This is a genomic window from Oryzobacter telluris (assembly GCF_043099285.1).
GTDB classification, from domain to species: domain Bacteria; phylum Actinomycetota; class Actinomycetes; order Actinomycetales; family Dermatophilaceae; genus Oryzobacter; species Oryzobacter telluris.
On sequence record NZ_CP170723.1, the window covers coordinates 958744 to 981044 of the forward strand.

The 22301-nt window shown below is 73.9% G+C and carries 20 protein-coding genes, 1 tRNA gene and 1 pseudogene; 16 read left to right on the forward strand and 6 right to left on the reverse strand.

Annotated features, from left to right (window positions below; translation table 11 throughout):
* Positions 1–14: 14 nt before the first annotated feature.
* Positions 15–854 (forward strand): GAF domain-containing protein, encoded by an 840-nt coding sequence (locus ACFLFB_RS04315; RefSeq protein ID WP_392544478.1) that lies wholly within the window; start codon positions 15–17, stop codon positions 852–854.
* Positions 851–1150, forward strand: a complete 300-nt coding sequence (locus ACFLFB_RS04320) for a hypothetical protein (protein WP_392544479.1) — start codon at positions 851–853, stop codon at positions 1148–1150. Before ACFLFB_RS04315 ends, ACFLFB_RS04320 begins: the two co-directional genes overlap by 4 nt.
* 320 nt (positions 1151–1470) lie before the next feature.
* Here ACFLFB_RS04320 and ACFLFB_RS04325 read toward each other — a convergent pair.
* Positions 1471–1542: transfer RNA gene (locus ACFLFB_RS04325), tRNA-Arg, on the reverse strand.
* Positions 1543–1789: 247 nt separating this feature from the next.
* On the opposite strand from ACFLFB_RS04325, the gene ACFLFB_RS04330 reads away from it, so the two are divergent.
* From ACFLFB_RS04330 to ACFLFB_RS04360, 7 genes are all read left to right on the forward strand, one after another.
* Positions 1790–2968, forward strand: a complete 1179-nt coding sequence (locus ACFLFB_RS04330; RefSeq protein WP_392544480.1) for a PP2C family protein-serine/threonine phosphatase — start codon at positions 1790–1792, stop codon at positions 2966–2968.
* Positions 2965–4932, forward strand: coding sequence for a glycosyltransferase family 2 protein (locus tag ACFLFB_RS04335; RefSeq protein WP_392544481.1), 1968 nt, complete (start codon positions 2965–2967; stop codon positions 4930–4932). Before ACFLFB_RS04330 ends, ACFLFB_RS04335 begins: the two co-directional genes overlap by 4 nt.
* The gene (locus ACFLFB_RS04340) at positions 4932–5264 is read left to right on the forward strand and encodes an STAS domain-containing protein (protein WP_392544482.1); all 333 of its coding nucleotides are present in this window, start codon (positions 4932–4934) and stop codon (positions 5262–5264) included. The genes ACFLFB_RS04335 and ACFLFB_RS04340 overlap by 1 nt, the downstream gene beginning before the upstream one ends.
* The gene (locus ACFLFB_RS04345) at positions 5254–5652 is read left to right on the forward strand and encodes an ATP-binding protein (RefSeq protein ID WP_392544483.1); all 399 of its coding nucleotides are present in this window, start codon (positions 5254–5256) and stop codon (positions 5650–5652) included. Before ACFLFB_RS04340 ends, ACFLFB_RS04345 begins: the two co-directional genes overlap by 11 nt.
* Before the next feature lie 76 nt (positions 5653–5728).
* On the forward strand, positions 5729–6982 hold the full coding sequence (locus ACFLFB_RS04350) for an MFS transporter (protein ID WP_392544484.1): 1254 nt from the start codon (positions 5729–5731) through the stop codon (positions 6980–6982).
* A 35-nt stretch (positions 6983–7017) separates the two neighbouring features.
* Positions 7018–10917 carry an AAA domain-containing protein gene (locus ACFLFB_RS04355; protein WP_392544485.1) on the forward strand — a complete coding sequence of 1300 codons (3900 nt, stop codon included), beginning with the start codon at positions 7018–7020 and terminating at the stop codon, positions 10915–10917.
* Complete coding sequence (locus ACFLFB_RS04360) at positions 10910–11224, forward strand: hypothetical protein (RefSeq protein ID WP_392544486.1); 315 nt, start codon at positions 10910–10912, stop codon at positions 11222–11224. The genes ACFLFB_RS04355 and ACFLFB_RS04360 overlap by 8 nt, the downstream gene beginning before the upstream one ends.
* A gap of 61 nt (positions 11225–11285) precedes the next feature.
* On the opposite strand, the gene ACFLFB_RS04365 is transcribed toward ACFLFB_RS04360, so the two are convergent.
* Both ACFLFB_RS04365 and ACFLFB_RS04370 read right to left on the reverse strand, forming a co-directional pair.
* Positions 11286–11654 carry an MscL family protein gene (locus tag ACFLFB_RS04365; RefSeq protein ID WP_392544487.1) on the reverse strand — a complete coding sequence of 123 codons (369 nt, stop codon included), beginning with the start codon at positions 11652–11654 and terminating at the stop codon, positions 11286–11288.
* 113 nt (positions 11655–11767) lie between these two features.
* Positions 11768–12421, reverse strand: coding sequence for an SAF domain-containing protein (locus ACFLFB_RS04370; RefSeq protein ID WP_392544488.1), 654 nt, complete (start codon positions 12419–12421; stop codon positions 11768–11770).
* Positions 12422–12473: 52 nt separating this feature from the next.
* Here ACFLFB_RS04370 and ACFLFB_RS04375 point away from each other — a divergent pair, with 52 nt between their 5' ends.
* Entirely contained in the window at positions 12474–12680 is a 207-nt protein-coding gene (locus tag ACFLFB_RS04375) for a hypothetical protein (protein WP_392545469.1), read from the forward strand.
* Between the two features lie 14 nt (positions 12681–12694).
* On the opposite strand, the pseudogene ACFLFB_RS04380 reads toward ACFLFB_RS04375, so the two are convergent.
* Positions 12695–12877 (reverse strand): annotated as a pseudogene (locus tag ACFLFB_RS04380) (FmdB family zinc ribbon protein); the annotation flags it as partial.
* Between the two features lie 101 nt (positions 12878–12978).
* Positions 12979–14523, reverse strand: a complete 1545-nt coding sequence (locus tag ACFLFB_RS04385) for a potassium/proton antiporter (RefSeq protein WP_392544489.1) — start codon at positions 14521–14523, stop codon at positions 12979–12981.
* 49 nt (positions 14524–14572) lie between these two features.
* Here ACFLFB_RS04385 and ACFLFB_RS04390 point away from each other — a divergent pair, with 49 nt between their 5' ends.
* Entirely contained in the window at positions 14573–17245 is a 2673-nt protein-coding gene (locus ACFLFB_RS04390) for a penicillin acylase family protein (RefSeq protein WP_392544490.1), read from the forward strand.
* Here the strand turns inward: ACFLFB_RS04390 and ACFLFB_RS04395 are convergent.
* Entirely contained in the window at positions 17214–17807 is a 594-nt protein-coding gene (locus tag ACFLFB_RS04395; RefSeq protein ID WP_392544491.1) for a 5-formyltetrahydrofolate cyclo-ligase, read from the reverse strand. The two genes, ACFLFB_RS04390 and ACFLFB_RS04395, sit on opposite strands and share 32 nt — an antisense overlap.
* 23 nt (positions 17808–17830) lie before the next feature.
* Between ACFLFB_RS04395 and ACFLFB_RS04400 the strand changes: the two genes are divergently transcribed.
* The 5 genes from ACFLFB_RS04400 to ACFLFB_RS04420 all read left to right on the forward strand — a co-directional run bounded on the left by ACFLFB_RS04400 (position 17831) and on the right by ACFLFB_RS04420 (position 22301).
* A complete protein-coding gene (locus ACFLFB_RS04400; RefSeq protein ID WP_392544492.1) occupies positions 17831–19219 on the forward strand; it encodes a UTP--glucose-1-phosphate uridylyltransferase in 1389 nt (462 codons plus the stop codon).
* Positions 19219–20442 carry a gephyrin-like molybdotransferase Glp gene (gene glp / locus ACFLFB_RS04405; RefSeq protein ID WP_392544493.1) on the forward strand — a complete coding sequence of 408 codons (1224 nt, stop codon included), beginning with the start codon at positions 19219–19221 and terminating at the stop codon, positions 20440–20442. Before ACFLFB_RS04400 ends, glp begins: the two co-directional genes overlap by 1 nt.
* On the forward strand, positions 20432–20941 hold the full coding sequence (moaC, locus tag ACFLFB_RS04410; protein WP_392544494.1) for a cyclic pyranopterin monophosphate synthase MoaC: 510 nt from the start codon (positions 20432–20434) through the stop codon (positions 20939–20941). The genes glp and moaC overlap by 11 nt, the downstream gene beginning before the upstream one ends.
* Before the next feature lie 107 nt (positions 20942–21048).
* On the forward strand, positions 21049–21528 hold the full coding sequence (locus ACFLFB_RS04415) for a molybdenum cofactor biosynthesis protein B (RefSeq protein WP_392545380.1): 480 nt from the start codon (positions 21049–21051) through the stop codon (positions 21526–21528).
* A 56-nt stretch (positions 21529–21584) separates the two neighbouring features.
* On the forward strand, positions 21585–22301 hold the full coding sequence (locus ACFLFB_RS04420; protein ID WP_392544495.1) for a GNAT family N-acetyltransferase: 717 nt from the start codon (positions 21585–21587) through the stop codon (positions 22299–22301).

Consider the following 22301-nt stretch of genomic DNA (forward strand, 5'->3'; position numbering starts at 1 on the left):
TGGGCGGAGCGACCATGAAGGACCACGAGCTGGTGGAGGAGCATGAGGCCATCGCACAGGTGGCTGGCGAGGTGGTCCCGGAGGAGGATCTCCGAGGTCCCGCGTTCGAGCCCTCGCCGGCACGGCACGGCCTGACCACCTTCGACGAGGTCGCGGTGGTCGACCACCTCACCGCCGAACCGCGCACGGTGTCGGCGAGCGGCCCCGGGCTGGCCGAGGGTGTCGCCCTCGAGGCGCGGCTCGGTCAGGGCCCCTCGACCGAAGCGGTGTCGACGGGGGAGCTGGTGGTCTGCCGGGACCTGGAGCACGAGCGTCGCTGGCCGGCCTTCACCGCGGCCGCGATCGGTGGGCACCTCACCCTGCGGCGCTGGGTTGTCGTGCCCCTCGCCGTTCCGGGGGAGGACGCCATCGGCTCGCTCGTCGTGGCCTCGACGGAGCCGGGCATCGTCACTCCGGGGGAGCTCTCCCTGCTGGGGGCACTGGCCGACCGCTGCTCGCTGAGCTTGACCGCTCGCCTGGCGGCCGGGCGAGAGGCCCGGGCGGTTCTGGCCGCCGACTCTGTGCGCCTCGTCGGTCTCGCCGTCGGTGTCCTCATGGCCACACAGGGCTGGTGCGAGTCACGGGCCCTGGCGCGGCTCCGGAGCCGTGCCGAAGAGGACCAGGTCGCGCTGGCGGAAGCAGCGGTCGCCGTGCTGACCGAGCACCGGATGTCCTTCGATAGAGGTGCTCCAAGACCAGCACCGACGCGGAGGACCCTCATCCACGGAGCCGCCGCTCCGCGCGGCGAAGGCATCACCGCGCGGGGCAGGGGTGCCGCACGGAACATGCCCGCGGGGTGGCTCGGGGCACCGTGACCGAGCTCCTCGCCGACGCTGGTACCAGCGGACGTCCGCGGCACGCCGGCGGTGGCAACGAGCCCGGGCGGTGGACCTTCCAGCTCGTCGAGGAGTACGACGACGACTCGAGGGCCGCGACGCCCGTCTCGATGAGGTCCGGCGCGAGCGGCCAGGTCGGGCAGGGAGCAGATCCAACCCGCCACCGTCACTCGGTCCCGTGGATCTCCGACCACTGGGACTCGTGCAGCCACTGGGTGTCGCAGCCGAGGCAGCGGAACGCCGGTTGGGTGGACGGCGGCTCGCTCGGCTCGTGAGGACGTGGCACCTGCACGGTCGTGATCTTCTCCGACCCACAGCTGGGACAGGTCGACCGCTTGTGCACCATCACCACATCGTCCCACCGGGTGCGGTGGCCTGCCACCGCCCGGACGGCGACCTTCGAAGGTTCCCGAACGCCCTCTTCCCAGTCATGACACCCCTAAGCGCCCGACACCTTCCTCGTGGCCAGGCCCGATCTCGTGCCAGATACGTGCCAGATGGATGCCGTTCCGTGCCATGTCTTGGCCCCTTCTGGCACTAGCGGCAAGGGGTCAGAAATGACGAAAACCCGCTGGTGAGAGCGCGTTTCGCAGGGTGCCCCCGGCAGGATTCGAACCTGCGACACCTTCTTTAGGAGAGAAGTGCTCTTCCCCTGAGCTACGAGGGCGCGCCCGTCGTCGCCGACGGGGCCACCACAGGTTAGCGGTCGGTGCCCGGCCACCTGCACGCCGTCCCGGCCGGTCGAGACCACGCCGAGTGGCTCCGGGACTTCTCTGCCGCATCGGCCGAACGGAGGAGGGGATCGGCTGGACGGACCGAAGACGTCGTTCGACTTCGCAGGCGAGAACGGTTACGCATACCGTCGCAGAAACGACCGGATTAAAGTAAGCCCTCGCAGGGGGAAAGGTGGAGCCTTGACCCGGAACGACGTCGTCGACCGGCTCGACGAGCGTGCGCGCCTGCGCGCGCTCGACGCGCTGCAGATCCTCGACACCCCGAACGAGGAGCGGTTCGACCGGCTGGTCCGCCTCGCCAAGGAGCTCTTCGGCGTGCCCCTCGCCGCGGTCAATCTCATCGACGAGGAGCGCGTGTGGTCCAAGGCCTCCGTCGGCAGCCCGGCCCCCGAGGCCCCGCGCGCGGACTCGGTCTGCAACCACACCATCCGCCAGGAGGGCGCCTTCGTCGTCCCCGACATCACCGCCGACGACCGGTTCACCGGCTCCGACCTCCTCATGGGCTCCGGCCTGAAGTTCTACGCCGGTGAGCCGCTGCACTCCGGTGACCAGCGCATCGGCGCCCTGTGCGTCATGGGCTTCGAAGAGCGCGAGATGTCCGACGCCGAGCTGCGGCTCCTTCGGGTCATGGCCGACTGGGTCGAGGCCGAGCTCGTCACCGAGAACGAGATGCACCGCGCGATGCTCGTCCAGCGCGCCCTGCGCCCCAGCTCGACCATCGCCGTCCCGGGCTTCGAGCTCGCCGGGCAGTGCGTGACCGCCCGCCACGTGGGCGGCGACTTCTACGACTGGTTCATGGCCCGCGACTCGCTGCACATCTTCGCCGGCGACGTGATGGGCAAGGGCATCGGCGCCGCCCTCATCGCGTCCTCCGTGCGCGCCGTCCTGCGCGGCGCCGCACGGTTCATCAGCATCGAGGAGGCGTTCACCCGCACCGCCTACGACCTCGACCAGGACCTCGGCGAGACGAGCACCTTCGTCACCGCCTTCGGCGCCTGCATCGACCCGACCACCGGCACCGGCCACTACGTCGACGCCGGGCACGGCCTCGCCGTCATCGTCGGCGCCGACGGCGTGCCGCGTCGCCTCTACTCCGGCGGCCTGCCCATCGGCGCGATGAGCGGCGACAGCTGGCAGGCGCGCGAGTTCTTCCTCGACCGTGGCGACGCCCTCGTCGTCGTCAGCGACGGCATGCTCGACTTCTTCGACACCCCCGCGCTGGCCCTCGAGGCCCTGTGCGACCTGCAGTCCGAGAAGCTCACCGCCCAGGAGATGGTCGACCGCATCTGCGAGTTCGCCGAACAGTCCGGCCCCACCGACGACGTGACCGTGGTGGTCGTCAAGCGGAGAGCGGCGTGACCAAGCAGCTGGGGATCCGCATCCTCGTCGTCCTCACGCTCGTCCTGGGAACCGTCTACGTCGGCTGGCGCTGGTTCTTCTCGGTCAACTGGCCGAACTGGTGGATCGCCGTCCCGCTCGTCATGGCCGAGACGTACGCGCTCGTCGACGCCTACCTCTTCGGCCTCACCGTCTGGCGGATCAAGCGCCGTGGCGAGGCTCCCGAGCCCACCGGCGAGGAGACGGTCGACGTCCTCATCACCACGTACAACGAGCCGGTCGAGCTCGTCGTCGCGACCGCCCGCGCCGCCATCGACATCCGCTTCCCCCACGAGACGTGGATCCTCGACGACGGCGACCGCCCCGAGATGCGCTCTGCCGCAGCCGATCTCGGCATCGGCTACATCACCCGCACCGAGGACTGGCAGGACCGACCCCGCCACGCCAAGGCCGGCAACCTCAACAACGCGCTCTTCGCGACGCAGGGCGAGTACATGCTCATCCTCGACGCCGACCAGATCCCGCTCCCGCAGATCCTCGACCGCACCCTCGGCTGGTTCCAGGACCCCGAGGTCGGCCTCGTGCAGACCCCCCAGTTCTTCACCAACGTCACCGGCTCCGACCCCCTGGGCAGCCAGGCGCCGCTGTTCTACGGTCCGATCCAGCAGGGCAAGGACGGGTGGAACGCCGCCTTCTTCTGCGGGTCCAACGCCATCCTGCGGCGCGAGGCGCTGATGCAGCTCGGCATCGTCGGCTACGTCCGCGAGGTCGAGTACGCCGTGGCCGACGCGCTGCGCACCTCCACCCGGATGCTGACCCGCGCCGAGGCGAGCGCCGCCGACCACGGCCAGGCCGCTGTCACGGCCGTCCGCGAGGTCCGCACGGCGGCCACCACCGCGCGGGCCGAGCTCGCCTCCGGCACGCCGGTGTCGGACGTCACCTACGCCTTCCAGCAGCGCGTCGACGTCGCCGCCCGCACCATCGTCGACGAGGACCTGGCCTCCATCCGGGCCGACCTCGAGGAGATCGGCGCCTTGCGCGACGTCCCCCAGCTCGATGACGAGCTCGGCCTCCTCGTCGTCGACGACGCGGCCATGAGCAAGCTCGCCCAGCGCGACCTCTCGCCCCTCGGCGCGCTGGAGTCGGTGCGCCAGCTCGTGCGCGCCGTGGACGTCGACCGCTCCGACGAGGCCCAGCCGATGATGCCGATGGCGACCCTCTCGGTCACCGAGGACATGGCCACCTGCATGCGCCTGCACGGCCTGGGCTGGACGTCGGTCTACCACCACGAGGTGCTCGCCAACGGCCTCGCCCCCGACGACCTCGGCACGATGCTCCAGCAGCGACTGCGTTGGGCCCAGGGCACCCTCCAGGTGATGCTCAAGGAGAACCCGCTGGTCCAGAAGGGCCTGAGCATCCCGCAGCGCCTCATGTACTTCTCCACCATGTGGAGCTACCTGTCCGGCTTCGCCGCGGTCGTCTTCCTCACCGCGCCGTTCGTGTACCTCGTGTTCGGGGTGCTGCCGGTCAAGGCGTACGGCCTGACCTTCCTCACCTTCTTCGTCCCCTACATGGCCGTCAACCAGCTGCTCTTCTTCGTCGTCGGGTACGGCAAGAAGACGTGGCGCGGCCACCAGTACAGCCTGGCGCTGTTCCCGCTGTGGATCAGGGCCTGCTGGACCGCTGCCGCCAACGTGTGGTTCAAGCGGCCCCTGGGCTTCGTCGTCACCCCGAAGACGAAGACCGAGCGCACGAGCTTCCCCTACCGGCTCGTCGCACCCCAGCTCGTCACCGCGGTGCTCCTCGTCGTCGCGGTCGTCATCGGTGGCGTCCGGCTCTGGCTCGGCACGGCCGACAGCGTCATCGGCACCGGAGTCAACACGGCGTGGATCGCCTACGACCTCGTCGTCCTCAGTGTCATCTGGAAGGCAGCCCTCTACCGCGGGCCAGACGCCGACAACCCCCCGAAGGAGATCATCCCGTGATGCAGGTTCACAGCTCGACCGTCCAGGACGCCACCGTGCTCCGCTGCGACGGGAGGCTCACCATGGTCGCCGCCCCGGCCCTGAAGAGCGCGATCGACGAGGTCGTCGAGTCCGGAGGGACCCACGTCGTCATCGACCTCAGCGAGACCAGCTTCGTGGACTCCTCCGGGCTCGGTGCCCTCGTGGCCGGTCTCAAGCGCACCCGCCAGGCCGGCGGCGACCTGCGGATCGCCGAGCCCCAGGAGCAGGTCCGCATGGTCCTCGCCCTCACCAACCTCGACCGCATCCTCCAGCCCTTCGACCGCTTGGAGGACGCCGTCCATGGCTGGTAACTACCGGGTCGACACCCTCGCCGTGCCGGAGACGCTCAACCTCCTGCACGACCTGCTCGACCGCGTCCGCACCGACCACCCGGACGTCGAGCGCACCGACCTCATGCTCTTCGAGACGGCCGTCATCGAGATCGCGAACAACGTCGTCGAGCACGGCCGCCCTCCGGGCACCGTCCACTACTCCTTCACCCTCGACGTCGAGCCCGACAAGCTGCGCGGCCTGCTGTCCGAGGGCGGCGAGGCGCTGCCCGAGCTGCGCTTCGTCATGCCCGGCCACGACAGCGAGGAGGGCCGCGGCCTCGCCCTGGCCAAGATGGCCCTCGACGACCTCGAGTACGAGCGGGTCGGCGACCACAACGAGTGGAGGATGACGCGCGTTAGGCGCTGACCGCGCCCCTCGCGCGTCCCTTCCGCCCCCCACCACCCGCGGCACCGTCCGTGGCCGAGGTGGCATGCTCCACCGGGTGACGACGACGCCGACCCGTGACCCGGTGCAGCGGCACGTCGTCCGCACCCTGGTGTCCTCGCAGGTGCTCGGCGGCGTCGGCCTGTCCGCCGGCGTCGCGGTGGGCGCGCTGATCGCCGAGGAGGTCTCGGGCTCGGCCCGGTGGGCCGGCCTCGGCGGGACCTTCCAGATCCTCGGCACCGCCCTCGTCGCGGTCCCGGTCGTGCGCCTCATGGCCTCCCGGGGACGTCGACCCGGGCTCGCGCTCGGCTACGCCCTCGCCGCGGTGGGGGCGGTCGGCATCATCGTGGCGGCCTCGATCGGGAGCTTCGCCCTGCTGCTCGTCGCGAGCCTGTTCTTCGGTGGCGCGACGACGTCGAACGGCCAGTCGCGCTACGCCGCCACCGACCTCGCACAGCCCCAGCGCCAGGCCCGCGACCTCGCGATCGTCGTCTGGGCGACCACGCTCGGCAGCGTCCTCGGCCCCAACCTCGTGACCCCGGGGGCCCCGGTCGCCCGCGTCCTCGGGCTGCCCGAGCTCGCCGGGCCCTACGTCTTCTCGGTCGTCGGGCTGGTGCTGGCCGTCGTCCTCGTCCTGTGGCGGCTGCGTCCCGACCCGCTGCTCGAGGCCCGCCGACGGCACGTCGAGGGCGGCGGGGTGGCGCTGCGCGCCCAGGGCTCCATGGTGCGCGGCCTGCGGGTCGTGCTGGCCCTCCCCGACGCCCGGCTGGGCCTGGTCACCCTCGTGCTCGGCCACGTGACGATGGTCAGCGTCATGGTGATGACGCCGCTGCACATGTCGCACGGCCACGCCGCGCTGGAGGTCATCGGGTTCGTCATCAGCATGCACGTGCTCGGGATGTTCGCCTTCTCGCCGCTCACGGGGATGGCCGTGGACCGCTTCGGGGGACGGGTCGTCGCCCTCGTGGGCTCGCTGGTGCTGTCCAGCGCCGCGATCCTCGCGTCGGTGTCGCCCGAGGGTCACTCGGCCACCCTCCTCGCCGGGCTCTTCCTCCTCGGCCTCGGCTGGTCGTGCACGCTCGTGTCCGGGTCGGCCCTGCTCACCGCTGCCGTGCCGGCCGACGAGCGGCCCGCGGCCCAGGGGGCCTCCGACCTGGTGATGTCGCTCGTCGCCGGTGGCGGCGGCGCGCTCGCCGGGGTCGTCGTCGAGGAGGCGAGCTACCACGTGCTCGCCTTGGGGGCGCTGGCGGTCGCCGTCACCATCGGGCTCGCCGCGGCCCTCGCCGCACCCCGGACCCGCGCGCCCGCCTGACGGGCGCCGGGTCGCAGCGTTGTTAGCCTGCTGAGGTGAGCGAGACGGCGCCGACGCGCGACGAGGACACCCTGCCGGGGGAGCCCTCGGGACCGCCCACCGAGGACGTCCCCCAGGTCCCAGAGCCGCCCGTCGACCCGCGTGGGGACCGCGTCGCCGCGGCCCGCGCCGCCTGGACCCGCCACCTCGTCGACCTCGGCGGACGCAACACCCTGCTCTGGTACCGCGACCTGTCGGCCGGGACCCTCGACCTGCGCACCGCCCACCCCGGCGGCCTCGCCATGCTGATGACCGGCCGCCCCACCAGGCTGTCCGACCTCTACCGCGAGCCCGCCGCCCTCGACGACGCCCGCCGCCGCGCCCGCGCCATCGCCGCGAAGAGCCGCGAGCTGAAGGAGGAGCGCGGCATCCTCACCTGCTTCCTCGCCATCGGGATGGCGACGTGGACGGTGACGATGCCCGACGGCCGCACCGTGCCGCGGCCGCCGGCGGCCCCGGTGCTGCTGCGCTCGTGCACCCTGCGGTCCACCGGCGCGGCGCAGGGCGACTACGTCCTCGACCTCGGTGCCGACGTCGAGCTCAACCCCGTGCTCGTGCACTACCTCGCGTCCGAGCAGGGCATCACGGTCGACGACGACGCCCTCGAGGCACTCGCCTTCGTCGACGGCACCGTCGACCCCTACCCCGTGTACGCCGCCCTGGCCCAGGCGTGTGCGGCCGTGCCCGAGTTCTCGGTCGACCCGCGCCTCGTCCTCGGCACGTTCTCCTACGCCAAGCTGCCGATGGTCGCCGACCTCGCCGCCCAGGGCGACGGCCTCGCCGACCACGACGTCGTCGCGGCGCTGGCGGGCGACCCCGACGCGCTGCGCGCGATCCGCTCCGAGCTCGACCCCTCGCGGCTCGACCTCGACGACCCGGCGCGCGACGTCCTCGTCCTCGACGCCGACTCCAGCCAGCAGGAGGCCATCGAGGCCGTGCGGTCGGGGTCGCACCTCGTCATCCACGGCCCGCCCGGCACCGGCAAGTCGCAGACGATCTCCAACCTCATCGCCGCGCTCGCCGCCGACGGGCGCCGCGTCCTCTTCGTCGCCGAGAAGCGCGCCGCCATCGATGCGGTCGTGGGGCGCCTCGAGCGGGTCGGCCTGTCCGACCTCGTCCTCGACCTCCACGCCGGGGCCCAGGGGCGTCGCCGGGTGGCGCGCGAGCTCGCCGAGGGGCTCGACCGCCTCAAGGGCAGCACACCGGCCCGCTCCGGGCGGGCCGATCGGCGTGACGCCGCCACCGCGGCCCGGGTCACCGGACCCGCCGACACCCGTCGCGGCGCCGCGCAGCGCCTGGGCGACCACGTGCGCGCCCTGCACGACCCGCGCGAGCCGTGGGCGGTCTCCCTGCACCAGGTGCAGGAGGCCGTGTCGGCCTTCGCGTCCACGCCGACGCCCCCGCGCTCCCGGGTCCGGCTGCGCGACGTCGCGCTCGCCGGCCTCGACCGCGAGGGCGTGGGGCGGGCGGCCGCGACCACGACCAGCCTGGCGTCCCTCGCCGACTGGGACGGCGTCGGGCGCGACGACCCGTGGTTCGGCGCCGACCTCCCCGACGCCGACGCCGCTGCCGGGGCTCGCGACCGCGCCGAGCGGCTGGCGCAGGGCGGCGTCGACGACACCGCGCGGACGCTCGCCGAGGTGTTCCGCGGCATCCAGCTGCCCGACCTGCCCACCACCCGCGACTGGGGCCACGTCCTGGAGACCGTGGGCGAGGTGCGCGACACCCTCGAGGTGTTCCGGCCCGAGGTGTTCGACATCCCGCTCGGCGACCTCGTGGCCGCCACGGGGTCGAGCACGTTCCGGCGCGAGGTCGGCGCCGACCTCGGGTTCCTCGAGCGCTGGAGGCTGCGGCGCCAGGCCCGCTCGCTGCTGCGCCCGGGTCGCCCGCCGGCCGACCTGCACGCCGCCCTCTCCGCCGCCAGCGACCAGCGGGTCGCGTGGCGCCAGCTCGCCGGGTCCGGCGGCCGGCCCGAGATCCCCGTCGAGCTCGACCGGGCGAGGGCGTCGCACGCCACGCTCGTCGACGACCTCGGCTGGCTCGACACCCGTCTGGCCCGACCGGAGGGGGAGGACGGGCGCAGCCTGCTCGACCTCGACCTCGCCACGCTGCGCGAGCGCGTCGCCCGCCTGGCCGAGACGTCGGGCCGGGTCGGTGTCGCCCCCGCGGTGCGCGAGGCGCTCGACGAGCTCGAGGCCGCGGGCCTGCGCCCGCTCGTCGACGACCTGCGCACGCGCGCGGTCCCGGCCGAGCGGGTGCGCCCCGAGGTCGAGTGGGTCTGGTGGTGCTCGCTCGCCGAGGAGGTCGCCACCCGCGACCCGCGCGTCGCCGCCCACGACGGCCGCGCGCTCACCCGCACCGTCACCGACTTCGCCGAGGCGGACCGGGCCGTGGTGTCCGACAACGCGGCCCGCGTCCTCACCGCGGTGGCCGACCGGGTCGCCGAGGTCATCGCCGAGCACCCCGAGCAGGAGTCGCTGCTGCGCGCCGAGGGGGCGCGGGCGCGTCGCCTCGCCCCGCTGCGCGACCTCGTGACGCGTGCGCCCGAGCTCGTCACGGCGGTGCGGCCGTGCTGGGTGATGAGCCCCCTGGTCGTCGCGTCGGTGCTGCCGCCCGGGCAGTGGTTCGACGTCGTCGTCTTCGACGAGGCGTCGCAGATCCCGCCCGCCGAGGCCGTGTCCGCCGTCTCGCGGGCCCGCCAGGTCATCGTCGCCGGCGACTCGCGCCAGCTGCCGCCCACCTCGTTCTTCACCACGGTCACCGAGGGGGACGCCGCCGTGGCCGCCGAGGAGGCGCTCACCGAGGGGGTCGAGTCGATCCTCGACGTCCTCGCCGCCGCCCTGCCCGGCCGCCGGCTGCGCTGGCACTACCGCTCGCTCGACGAGCGCCTCATCGCCTTCGCCAACGCCGAGGTCTACGAGGGCTCGCTCGTCACCTTCCCCGGCACCGGCACCGAGCCCGTGGTGCGGCACGTCCTCGTCGACGGGCACGGTGTCGTCGCCGAGGGCGAGGCCGCCGTCGAGTCGACGACCGCCGAGGTCGACCGCGTCGTCGAGCTCGTCCTCGAGCACGCCCGCACCAGCCCCGACCGCTCGCTCGGCGTCATCGCCCTCGGCATCACCCACGCCCAGCGGGTCGACGAGGCGTTGCACCGCGCGCTGGCGTCGCTGGAGGACGACGCCGCCCTCGCCGCGTTCTTCGACGAGGACCGGCCCGAGGCGTTCTTCGTCAAGAACCTCGAGCGGGTCCAGGGCGACGAGCGCGACGACGTGCTCCTCACCATCGGGTACGGCAAGACCCCGCACGGCCGCGTCCTGCACCGGTTCGGACCGCTCAACACCGAGGGCGGCGAGCGCCGCCTCAACGTGGCCATCACGCGGGCGCGACGCTCGATGACCGTGGTGTCGTCGATCGCGGCGGGTGACCTCGACCCCGAGCGGCTGCGCGCCCGCGGCGCCCTCATGCTGCGCGACTTCCTCGCCTACGCGGCGGGTGACGGGCTGCCGGGCTCGGCCGCCCCGGCCGCTGTGGCGCCGCCGCAGGACGCCGACGGAGCGGGCTCGTCTCGCTCGGTCGTGCTCGCCGACCTCGCCCGGAGGCTGCGGGCCGAGGGCCTCGTCGTGCACGAGGGGCTCGGGTCGTCGGCCGACCCGGTCGACCTCGCGGTCGAGGACCCGGCGCGCCCGGGCCACCTCCTGCTCGCGGTGGAGTCCGACGGGCCGGAGTACGCCGCGATGCGCACCGCCCGCGACCGCGACCGGTTGCGGGCCGAGCAGCTCGAGCGGCTGGGGTGGCGGCACGTGCGGGTCTGGTCGACCGACGTCTTCCGCGACCCCGCGCGCGACGTGTCACGCATCCTCGAGGCGGTGGGCATGAGGCAGGCCCCCGGTGACTGACCGGCCGCAGCACGCCGCACCGGACCCCGGTGAGGGCGCCGCGGCCGTCGCCCCCGAGGAGCGGGACGACCGCGTGCCACCGGGCCTGCGCGAGCCGGCCGAGCAGTCGTTCGAGTCGCCCGGCGAACCCGAGCGCGAGCTGCGGCCCGCGCGACGACCCCGCCGTCCGCGACGGGCGCACCGGCCGGGGACCAACCCCGGCGTCGACGACGTCCCCGACGTCGCCCCACCGCGTGATCCAGGGACCGCCGACGACAGCGACCACGACCGCTGGCTGCGGGCCCAGCGCCCGCCCCACTGGGAGTGAGACGACGACGGGCCCCCGCCGACCTCGTGGTCGCCGCGGGCCCTTCGTGGACGCTGGGCGCTCAGGCGCGCGGCGCCCGGAGCGCGTCGCGGATCTCGGTGAGCAGCTCGGTGTTCGGGTCGATGGTCGCGGCCTGCGGCTCGGCCGGGAAGAAGCGCGCCTTGGCGGCCTCGTAGGGCTTGACGACGAAGAAGTAGACGATCGCCGCGGTGAGGAGGAACGCGACGGCAGCCGTGAGGAACGGGCCGATGGTGTCGAAGCCGCCGGGCCTCCAGTCGTTGAAGCTGGGAGCGCCACCCGCCTTGGCGAGGGCCTCGATGACGACGTCGGTGAAGGCCTTGACGACGGTGGCGAACGCGGCACCGATGATGAACGCGACGGCCAGCTCGACGAGGTTGCCGCGCAGCACGAACTCCTTGAACCCCTTCATGGAGAGCTCCTTTCGACGAGGTGGTGTCCCGCGCCGTGCGAGACCGGGGATGCCCCCACGACCAGCCTAGGCCCGTCGGTGTGGGGTCGTCGCCCACTCCGGGTCCTCGCAGGTCAGGGCGGCACGGCGAGCAGGCCGACCGTGACAGGCCCCTCGAGGCCCCCGTGCCCGGCCAGGACGGCGTCGGCCTCGTCGGCCGACAGGGCCAGGACCACGCCGCGGGCGGTGGAGGACCGCAGGGCGGTGTCGGGTGGGGGCGCCGGGTCCGCGGCGAGGACGAGGGCCGACCGGGCCAGCGGGGCGCCTCCCGCACGTGGGTAGACCCGGGCCAGGCCGCCGGGGAGCAGGAGGTCGACGGACGCCGGGTCGGCCGCGACGACGTGGAGGGCCACCCGCCCGGCGGGCAGACCGTCGGCGACGCCGCGGGGCACGAGCCGGGTGGCGGTGACCGCCTCGCCGGAGGCCAGCCCGGCCACGAGCCGGCGCCCCACGACATCCGCCGGAGCCCGCAGCGCTCCTGGCTGGGCGACCTCCACGCGCTGGGTCCGCACGTCGTCGACGCGCAGGACCGTGCCCGCCGGCACCGGCCGGTCGGCCACGACGACCGCGACCAGCGGATCGGGAGGCGGACGCACCTCGCGGACGACGAGGACGAGGGCCAGGGCGGCCAGGGTTCCGGCGAGGAGCCGGCGCAGCACACCCCGCCGCCAGCGCGCGCGACGGCCGCGCCCGTTGAGGGCGGGGACGGGCCGCGCGGACAGGACCATGCCGACGACGCTAGGCGCCGCCGGGCCGGCCGCGACGGTTCAGGCGGAGGTTGTGGACGACGCCTTCGACGGGGCCGCCCCTGTGGACGACGAGCCCGACGAGCCGTTCGTCGAGGACCCCGACGAGCCGTTGGACGACGACGAGGAGGAGCCCGAGGAACCCGCCGAGGACGACCCGCTCGACGACTCCGCGCTGCTCGACGAGGAGGACGAGGACCCGCTCGGCACCGAGGAGCCCGAGCGGCTGTCGGTGCGGTAGAAGCCGCCACCCTTGAAGACGATCCCGACGGCGTTGAAGACCTTGCGCAGGCGCCCCTCGCACTCGGGGCACACGGAGAGGGAGTCGTCGCTGAACGACTGGACGACCTCGAAGCGGTGGTCGCACTCGGTGCACGCGTAGGCGTACGTCGGCACGGTGGTCCTCCTGGGGGAGCTGCGGCGGGACTGGACCGTCACGGGGCCCGGCCGGTGTGGGAGCCCTGGATCGCGGCGGTGTCGCCCCAAGGATAAGCGAGGAACGGCCCCAACCCTTCCCGGGAGCCGTCAGGCGGCCGCCGTCACTGGCCGCCCCAGCCGGCGAGGCGGCCCCCGCGGCTCACCTGGCGCAGCCGTTGCTCGACCTCCGCGCGCAGGGTGCTCGGGGCCACGACGAGCAGCTGGTCACCGGTGCGCAGGACGTCGTTCTCCTTGGGGACGAACGAGCGGCCCTCGCGCACGACGAGGGAGATGCTGGCGCCGCCGGGCAGCCGCAGCTCGAAGACCCGCACCCCCGCCATCCGAGAGCCGGGGCCGATGTCGACCTCGAGCAGCTCGGCCCCCAGCTCCTCCAGCGGGGTGGTCTCCACGGCCAGCGCGACCTGCCGGTGGGCCGAGGTCAGGCCCAGCTGGCGCGCGACCCAGGGCAGTGACGGCGCTTGGATGAAGGTGAAGACGACGACGAGGACGAAGACGAGGTCGAAGATCCACGCCACGCCCTGCGCCCCCATCGTGACCGGGACGGTGGCGAGGACGACGGGCACGGCGCCGCGCAGCCCCGCCCACGACAGGAACGCCTGGACGCGCCACGACATCCGGAAGGGCACGCACGAGGCGATGACCGACAGCGGGCGGCCGAGCAGCAGCAGGGCGGTGCCGATGACGAGGGCGGGCACGATGACCGACGGGAAGTTCGAGGGCGACGCGAGCAGGCCGAGCAGCACGAACAGGCCGATCTGCGCGATCCACCCCATCGCCGTGGCGAAGCCGACCACGGCGGCCCGGTGCGGCAGGCGGATGTTCCCCAGCACGAGGGCCGCGAGGTAGCAGGCGATGAAGCCCGACAGGTGCAGGGCGTCGGCGGCCGCGTACGCGAGCACGGCCACGGCGATGACCCCGATCGCGAACAGTGCCGACGAGGACGACGCCACGTACCGCAGCACCCGGGCCCCCAGCCAGCCGATCCCGAGCCCCACCGCGGTGCCGCCGACGAGCTCGACGACCGCCAGCCCGACCACCCACCACCAGGGGTGCTGCTCGGCGTCGGGCGCCAGCGCCGCGGCCAGCGCCGTGACGAGGAGGACCACCGGGGCGTCGTTGAACCCCGACTCGGCCTCGAGCATCCCGGAGATGTTGCGGGGCAGCGGGACCCGGCGCAGCACCGAGAACACCGCCGCGGCGTCGGTGGACGCGAGAACCGCAGCCACGAGGAAGGCGATCTCCCACGACCAGCCGAGGACGAGGCGCGCCACCAGCCCCACCGCGAGGACCGAGACGCCCACCCCCACCGTGGCGAGCAGCGCCGCCGGCGCCACCGACGGCTTGATGCTCGACCAGCGGGTCGTCAGCCCGCCCTCGACGAGGATGATGACGAGCGCCGTGTACCCGAGGACCTGGGTCAGCTGCTCGGAGTCGTAGCGGATGCCGAAGCCCGACTCCCCGAGGACCAGCCCGATCCCGAGGTAGATGAGCAGGGTCGGCAGGCCCGAGCGGACCGACAGGCGCACCGCCGCGACGGCCAGCACGAGGACGAGGCTGCCGAGCAGCAGGGCGGGGGTGAGGTCGTCGACCGAGAAGCCCGTGGACGCGCCGCCGTCGGCCCACGGCAGCATCACGGTCGGTGGCACGGGCCCGTCCTCGTCGTGTCGTCGTTCCTCGGTGTCCTAGTCTCGCAGGGTGAGTCGTCTCGTCGTCGCCCGAAGGGTCCTTTTGGGACTCCTGGCCCTCGTCGTGGTCGCGGCGCTCGTCGCCGGGTTCGTCGTGGTGTCGGCCGTGCGCGAGTCGCTGCCGCGCACCTCGGGGGAGGCCACCCTGCCGGGCCTGGGCGGGGCTGTCACGGTGATGCGCGACCAGAGCGGCATCCCCCACCTCTACGGCGACAGCCTCACCGACCTCGCCCGGGCGCAGGGCTACGTCCACGCCCAGGAGCGCTTCTTCGAGATGGACCTGCGCCGCCGGGTCACCGCCGGCCGCCTCTCCGAGCTCGTCGGCGCCGCTGGCCTGGACTCCGACAAGGTCATCCGCACCATGGGCTGGCGTCGCGTCGCCGAGGCCGAGCTGCCCAGGCTCGACCCGCAGACCCGCCAGGTCCTCCAGTCCTACGCCGACGGGGTCAACACCTACCTGCGCGGGCGCACCCCGGACGAGATGGGCATCGAGTACACGGTCCTGGGCCTCCGGCTGCCGGACGTCGAGGTCGAGGAGTGGAGCCCGCTCGACAGCCTCACCTGGCTCAAGGCGATGGCCTGGGACCTGCGCGGCAACTACACCGACGAGCTGACCCGCGCCCGGCTCAGCGGGCGGCTGTCACCGGCGCAGATCACCCAGCTCTACCCGCCGTACGACACCGAGGCCCACCCGCCGATCCTCTCCAACGACGAGTGGTCCCCGGCGGGCGCCGTGGGCGTCACCCGCTCGGCGGTGCCGTCGGCGCTCACCGAGGAGGGCGCCGCTTCGGGTGCCGCCGCTGCGGCCGCCCCTACGGACGACCGCCTCGCGTCCCCCGGTGCCACGGCCTCCTACGCCGCGGTGCAGGAGGCGCTCGACGCCATCCCCGAGCTGCTCGGCCGCGGCGAGGGCATCGGCTCGAACTCGTGGGTCGTGGCCGGCTCGAGGACGACCACGGGCAAGCCGCTGCTCGCCAACGACCCGCACCTCGGGGTGGGCCAGCCGGGCATCTGGATCCAGAACAGCCTGCACTGCCGCACGGTCTCCGCGGCCTGCCCGCTCGACGTCAGCGGGTTCTCCTTCGCGGGCGTGCCGGGCGTCATCATCGGCCACAACGGGCAGATCGCCTGGGGGTTCACGAACCTCGGCCCGGACGTCACCGACTTCTACCTCGAGCGGATCGTCGGCAACACCTACCTGCGCGACGGGCAGTGGGAGGACGTCACCACCCGCGACGAGACCATCAAGATCCGCGGCGGCGCCGACCAGCGGATCACGGTGCGCGCCACCGTGCACGGACCCGTGATGTCCGACGTCCTCGAACCCTTCGGCGACGCCGGGTCGCATGCCCCCACCCAGCAGGAGGGTGACGAGAACGAGGCCTACGCGGTCTCGATGGCGTGGACCGCCCTCGAGCCGAACCGCACCGCCGACGCCGTCCTCGCCCTCAACCTCGCCACGAACTTCGACGAGTTCCGCGAGGCCGCCCGCCTGTTCGCCGTCCCCGCGCAGAACCTCGTCTACGCCGACCGGGCCGGGCACATCGGCTACCAGGCGCCCGGCCAGGTGCCGATCCGCCGCTCGGCCATCCCGCGCGCCCCGGCCGGGTACTGGCCGGCCCCCGGGTGGGACTCGCGCTACGACTGGCAGGGCTACGTCGAGTTCGGCGACCTGCCGTGGGCCCTCGACCCGCCGGACGGCGTCATCGTCACGGCGAACCAGGCCGTCGTCGCCGGGCCGCGCCCCTTCCTCACCACCGACTGGGACCGCGGCTGGCGCTCGACGCGCATCGTCGAGCGGCTGGCCGACGTCGACAAGGTCAGCCCGGCCGACATGGCCGCGATCCAGCTCGACTCGCAGGACTCCTTCGCCAAGGTCCTCGTGCCCGCCCTGCTCGCCCTGCCCCTGACGAGCAGCGAGAACGAGCCCGACACCGAGGGCCTGCTCGAGTTCACCCGCGAGGCGCGCGAGCTGCTGCGCGGCTGGGACGGCTCCACGCCCTCGGGCGACGCCGAGGCCGGTGCCGCCGCCGCGTACTACAACGCGGTGTGGCGCAACCTCATGGAGCTCCTCTTCGACGATGAGCTGCCCGCCGGCCTCAAGGCCGACGGTGGTGGCCGGTACCGCTCCGCGGTGCAGGCGCTGCTCAAGGACGACAAGAGCGCCTGGTGGGACAACAAGCTGACCCCCAACATCACCGAGGGCAAGAACGAGATCCTGCGCCAGGCGCTCGTCGCGGCGCGGCTCGAGCTGACGACCGAGCTCGGCAAGGACCCCTCGAAGTGGCAGTGGGGCAAGCTGCACCGGGTCACCCTCGAGCACAAGGTGCTCGGCGGGGAGACCGTCCCCGGCCCGATCCGCTGGCTCGTCAACGACGGGCCGTACGACCTTCCCGGCGGGTCGGCGATCGTCAACGCCAACGCGTGGGACACGAGCAAGGGCTACTCCGTCACGGCCGCGCCCTCGATGCGGATGGTCGTCGACCTCTCCGACCTCGACCGCTCGACGTGGATCAACCAGACCGGCACGAGCGGACACCCGGCCTCCGACCACTACTCCGACCAGGCGGAGGACTGGGCCGCCGGCGTCCAGCGCCCGTGGCAGTTCTCGCTGGCCGCGGTGGAGGCCGACGACCCGGAGGTGCTGACGCTCAGGCCGGAGGCGTCGGGCGCCACGGGCTGACCCCGAGGTCGGTGAGGCCGTCGGCCGTCACCACCGCGTCGACCGGCTGGTCGTGCGGGGCCCGGGGGAGCGGCTCCTCAGCGTCGCCGACGAGCTCCCCGGGGTGGAGGACGACGACGACCGGGGTACCCGGGCGACGCCGGGGGAGGGCGCGGTCGTAGCAGCCGCCCCCCTGTCCCATCCGCGTGCCGGTGCCGTCGACGGCCAGTCCGGGGGCGAGGACGAGGTCGGCCCGACCGATGGCGAGGCCACCGAGCGGGGCCTGCGCCGGGTCGACGGCATCGTGCCAGTCGAGGTCGAGGTCGGGCAGCGTGATGGGCAGCAGCACGGTGAGGCCGCGCTCTGCCAGGGTCGCGTTGAGCGACGACGTCGGCGGCTCGCCGGGGATCGAGGCGTACGACGTGACGACCGCGCCGGGACCGAGCCCGAGGTCGTCGACGAGGGCCAGCACGTGCGTGGCCAGCGCGATGTCGTCGGCGCTGGTATCACGGGCGGCGGCGATGGTCCGGCGCAGCGCGCGCCCGTCTGCTCGACGGGCGGACTTCACCGGATCGCGGGCCACCCCTGCATCGTAGGGTGGGCGCCATGACCAGCGACGGGCTGAACGCCGCCACGGCGAAGATGCGCGAGGCCGGCGTGCCGGACCTCGCCGTCCAGGTGTTCGCGCACTACCACCAGCAGCTCCAGGAGCAGGTCGCCGGGACGATCCCCGAGGACACCATCGACCCGCTCGTCGAGGTGCCGCACCTCGACGACGTGCGGCCCGACGACGCCGCGGTCGCGGAGGCGCTGGCGCGCACCGCGGTCATCAAGCTCAACGGCGGGCTCGGCACGAGCATGGGGATCCGCGGGCCGAAGTCGGCGCTCGTCGTGCGCGACGGGCTGACCTTCCTCGACGTCATCGCCCGGCAGGTGCTGGCGCTGCGCGAGCGGCACTCGACGTCGACGCCGCTGGTCCTGATGAACTCGTTCCGCACCCGGGAGGAGTCGCTGGCGATCCTCGGCGCCTACCCCGACCTCACCGTCGACGGGCTGCCGCTGGACTTCGTGCAGAACCGCGAGCCCAAGCTGCGCGCCGACAACCTCTCGCCGGTGGAGTGGCCCGACGAGCCCGAGCTCGAGTGGTGCCCGCCGGGGCACGGCGACATCTACGTGGCGCTCCAGACGACCGGACTGCTCGACACGTTGCGGGAGAGGGGTTTTCGCTATGCGTTCCTCTCCAACGCCGACAACCTCGGCGCCACCTGCGACGGCGCGGTCCCGGCCTGGATGGCGGCCGAGGGGATCCCGTACGTCACCGAGGTGTGCGAGCGCACCGTCAACGACCGCAAGGGCGGGCACCTCGCGGTGCGCAAGTCCGACGGCCGGCTCGTGCTGCGCGACAGCGCGATGGTCGTCGACGGCGAGGACCACTACTTCCAGGACAACGAGCGCCACCCGTGGTTCCACGCGAACAACCTCTGGGTGGACCTCGACGTCCTCGCCGCCCGGCTCGCCGAGCGCGACGGCGTCCTCGGCCTGCCGATCATCGTCAACCGCAAGACGGTCGACCCCACGCGCTCGGACTCCACGCCGGTGATCCAGGTCGAGTCGGCGATGGGCGCGGCGGTCGAGGTCTTCGAGGGCTCGCGCGCACTTGCCGTGCCGCGCACCCGGTTCCGGCCGGTGAAGACCACCAACGAGCTGCTGCTCCTCCGCTCCGACCTCTACCGGCTCACCGGCGAGTCGGCCGTCGAGTCGACGATCGACCACGCCGAGCCGTTCGTCGACCTCGGCAAGGCCTACAAGCTCGTCGACGGCTTCGAGGCGCGCTTCCCGCGCGGGGTGCCCTCGATCCGCGAGTGCACCAGCCTGCGGGTCCTGGCCGACGCCACCTTCGGCGCCGACGTCGTGTGCACCGGCGACGTCACCGTGGCCTCGTCCGGAGGGCCGCGCACCATCCCCGACGGCGCCCACCTCGAGGGCGAGGTGTGATGCGGTCGCTGGCCGACCACCGGGCCGCCGTCCTCGACCTCGTCGCCCCCCTCCCTCCGCGCGCGGTCGCGGTGGGCGAGGCGCTCGGGCTCGTGCTGGCCGAGCCGGTCACCGCGGCCGTCGACCTGCCCGGCTTCGACAACTCGGCGATGGACGGCTACGCCGTGCGGGCCGACGAGCTCGAGGGCGCCGATCCCGACCAGCCGGTCGTCCTCCCGGTCGAGGCCGACATCGCCGCCGGTGACACCACCCGCCACGTCCTCGCGCCGGGCCACGCGATGCGGATCATGACCGGCGCCCCGATGCCCGAGGGCGCCGACGCCGTCGTGCCCGTCGAGCTGAGCGACGGCGGGGCCGAACAGGTCGCCCTCCACCTCGCACCCGAGCCCGGGCGCTCGGTGCGGCGCCAGGGGGAGGACGTGCGCACCGGTGACGTCGTCCTGCCGGTGGGGACGCGGCTCGGCCCGGGCCACCTGGCCCTCGCCGCCGCGGTCAACGCCGCCGAGGTCGTCGTGCACCCGCGACCGCGCGTCCTCGTCGTCTCCACCGGTGACGAGCTGGTGCCGCCCGGGTCGCAGGTCGAGCACGGCCAGATCATCGACTCCAACCTCGTCATGCTGCGGGCCCTCGTCGAGGCCGCGGGCGCCGACGTCGCCGACGCGGTCCACCTCCGCGACGACGCCGACGCCGTGCGTGCCCTCCTCCGCGACCTGCCCGGGGGGCCAGACCTCGTCGTCACGAGCGGCGGTGTCTCGATGGGCGTGTACGACACGGTCAAGGAGGTGCTCGTCGAGGACGGGGGCGTCGAGTTCGTCAAGGTCGCGATGCGCCCGGGGATGCCGCAGGGGTGCGGCGTCGTCGGGCCCTCGCGCACCCCGGCCGTGACCCTGCCGGGCAACCCGGTCAGCTCGCTCGCCTCGTTCCACGTCTTCGTCCTGCCCGCGCTGCGCCGGCTCGCCGGCCTCGACCCCGACACCGACGGCGCCTTCGAGGCCGTCGCCGACACCGCGTGGGGGGCGGCGGCCGGGAAGGTGGAGCTGACCCGCGTCATCGAGGAGGAGGGGCGGGTGCGTCCGTCCGGCGGCCAGGGCTCGCACGTCCTCGGCGCGCTCGCCGGGGCCACGGCCCTGGCCCTCGTCCCCGCCGACGTCGCGCGGGTCGAGCCCGGCGACCGGGTGCGCTGCATCCCGCTGCTGGGGAAGGACCGCGACCGTGGCCTCTGACCCGACCGACACCCCACGGCCCTCGGTCTCCGGGCTCACCCACGTGCGCTCCGACGGCACGGCGCACATGGTGGACGTCTCGGGGAAGGCCGTGACCGCCCGTCGTGCCGCGGCGGCCGGCCGGGTGCTGCTCTCGGCGGCGGCCGTGGCCGCCCTGCGCGACGGGGTCGTGCCGAAGGGTGACGCGCTGGGGGTGGCGCGGGTCGCCGGCATCCAGGCGGTCAAGCGCACCCCCGAGCTCATCCCCCTGGCGCACCCGGTGGCGGTCCACGCCGTGGAGGTCGACCTCGACGTCGTCGACGACGGGGTCGAGATCCGGGCCGTCGTGCGCACCGCCGACCGCACCGGCATCGAGATGGAGGCGCTCACCGCCGTCTCGGTGGCCGCCCTGGCGCTCGTCGACATGGTCAAGGCCGTCGACAAGCACGCGAGGATCACCGACATCAGGGTGACCGCGAAGTCGGGCGGCCGCTCGGGCGACTGGGAGGAGACGACGTGAGCGGCGACGACGCGCGCCACGGCCACGGGCCGCACGCCTCGCACCCCACCGGCGGACCTGCCCAGCCCGGTCACGACGTCGCGCCTGCTGTCGCCGCCACCGCACCCCTGGCCGGTCGCACCGCCGTCGTCGTCACGGCCTCGACCCGCGCCGCGACGGGGGTCTACCCCGACCGCGGTGGAGCCCTCATCGTCGAGACGCTGCGGGGGTGGGGCGCGTCCGTGCCCGACGCCACGGTCGTCGCCGACGGACCGCCGGTGGTCGAGGCCCTGGCCGCCGCGCTGGCGACCGGCCCCGACCTCCTCCTCACGACCGGCGGCACGGGGCTCACCCCCACCGACGGCACCCCCGAGGCGACCCGCCCCCTCCTCGACCGCGAGGTGCCCGGCCTCGCCGAGGCGATCCGCGCCACGGGCGTGGCCGCCGGGGTCCCCACCGCGGTGCTCTCGCGCGGGCTCGCCGGGCTCGCCGGCGGGACGCTCGTCGTCAACCTGCCCGGCTCCACCGGCGGAGTGCGCGACGCGCTCGCCGTGCTGGCCGACGTGCTCCCGCACGCCCTGAGCCAGGTCCGGGGCGGCGACCACTGATGTGGCAGCGGCTGCGCCGACCGCGCCCTGCCGACAGCGGGGTGGGTCCGCTGGCCGTGCCCGAGCCCAGCTGGCAGTGGCCGATCCGGCTCGAGGGGCGAACCCCCACCGGCATCGACCTCGTCCTTCGACCGCTCGCCCTCGAGGACGCGGCCACCTTCCAGTCGGTGCGCCGGGCCAACGCGGCCTGGCTCGAGCCGTGGGACGCGACGGCGCCCGACCCCGACGCGCCCGGGCGCACCTTCGAGGACCTCGTCGCCCAGTACGACGCCGACGGGCGGCTCGGGCGGGCGCTGCCGCTCGTCATCGAGGTCGAGGGCCGGCTCGTCGGGCAGATGTCGATGGGCTCGATCGTCCTGGGCTCGTTCCGGTCGTGCTTCGCGGGCTACTGGGTCAGCCGCTCGGTCGCGGGCCAGCTCGTGACCCCCACCGCGCTCGCGGTGGCCGGCGACCACCTCATTGGCACGGTCGGGATGCACCGCATCGAGGTCAACATCCGGCCCGAGAACACGGCGAGCCTGTCGGTCGTGCACAAGCTCGGGTTCCGGGAGGAGGGGCTGCGGCCGAACTACCTCCACATCGCCGGGCGGTGGCGCGACCACCTGTCGTTCGCGCTGACCACGGAGGACCTCGGGGGCGAGTCGCTGCGTGACCGGCTCTCCCGGATGCTCGACCGGCCAGCGGGGCTCTCGAACCACTCGTCACAACAGTCACTTGCGCGACACACCGAAGGGGGTCCGGCGTCCGACGGCGACGCGCCCCTACGGTCGTGA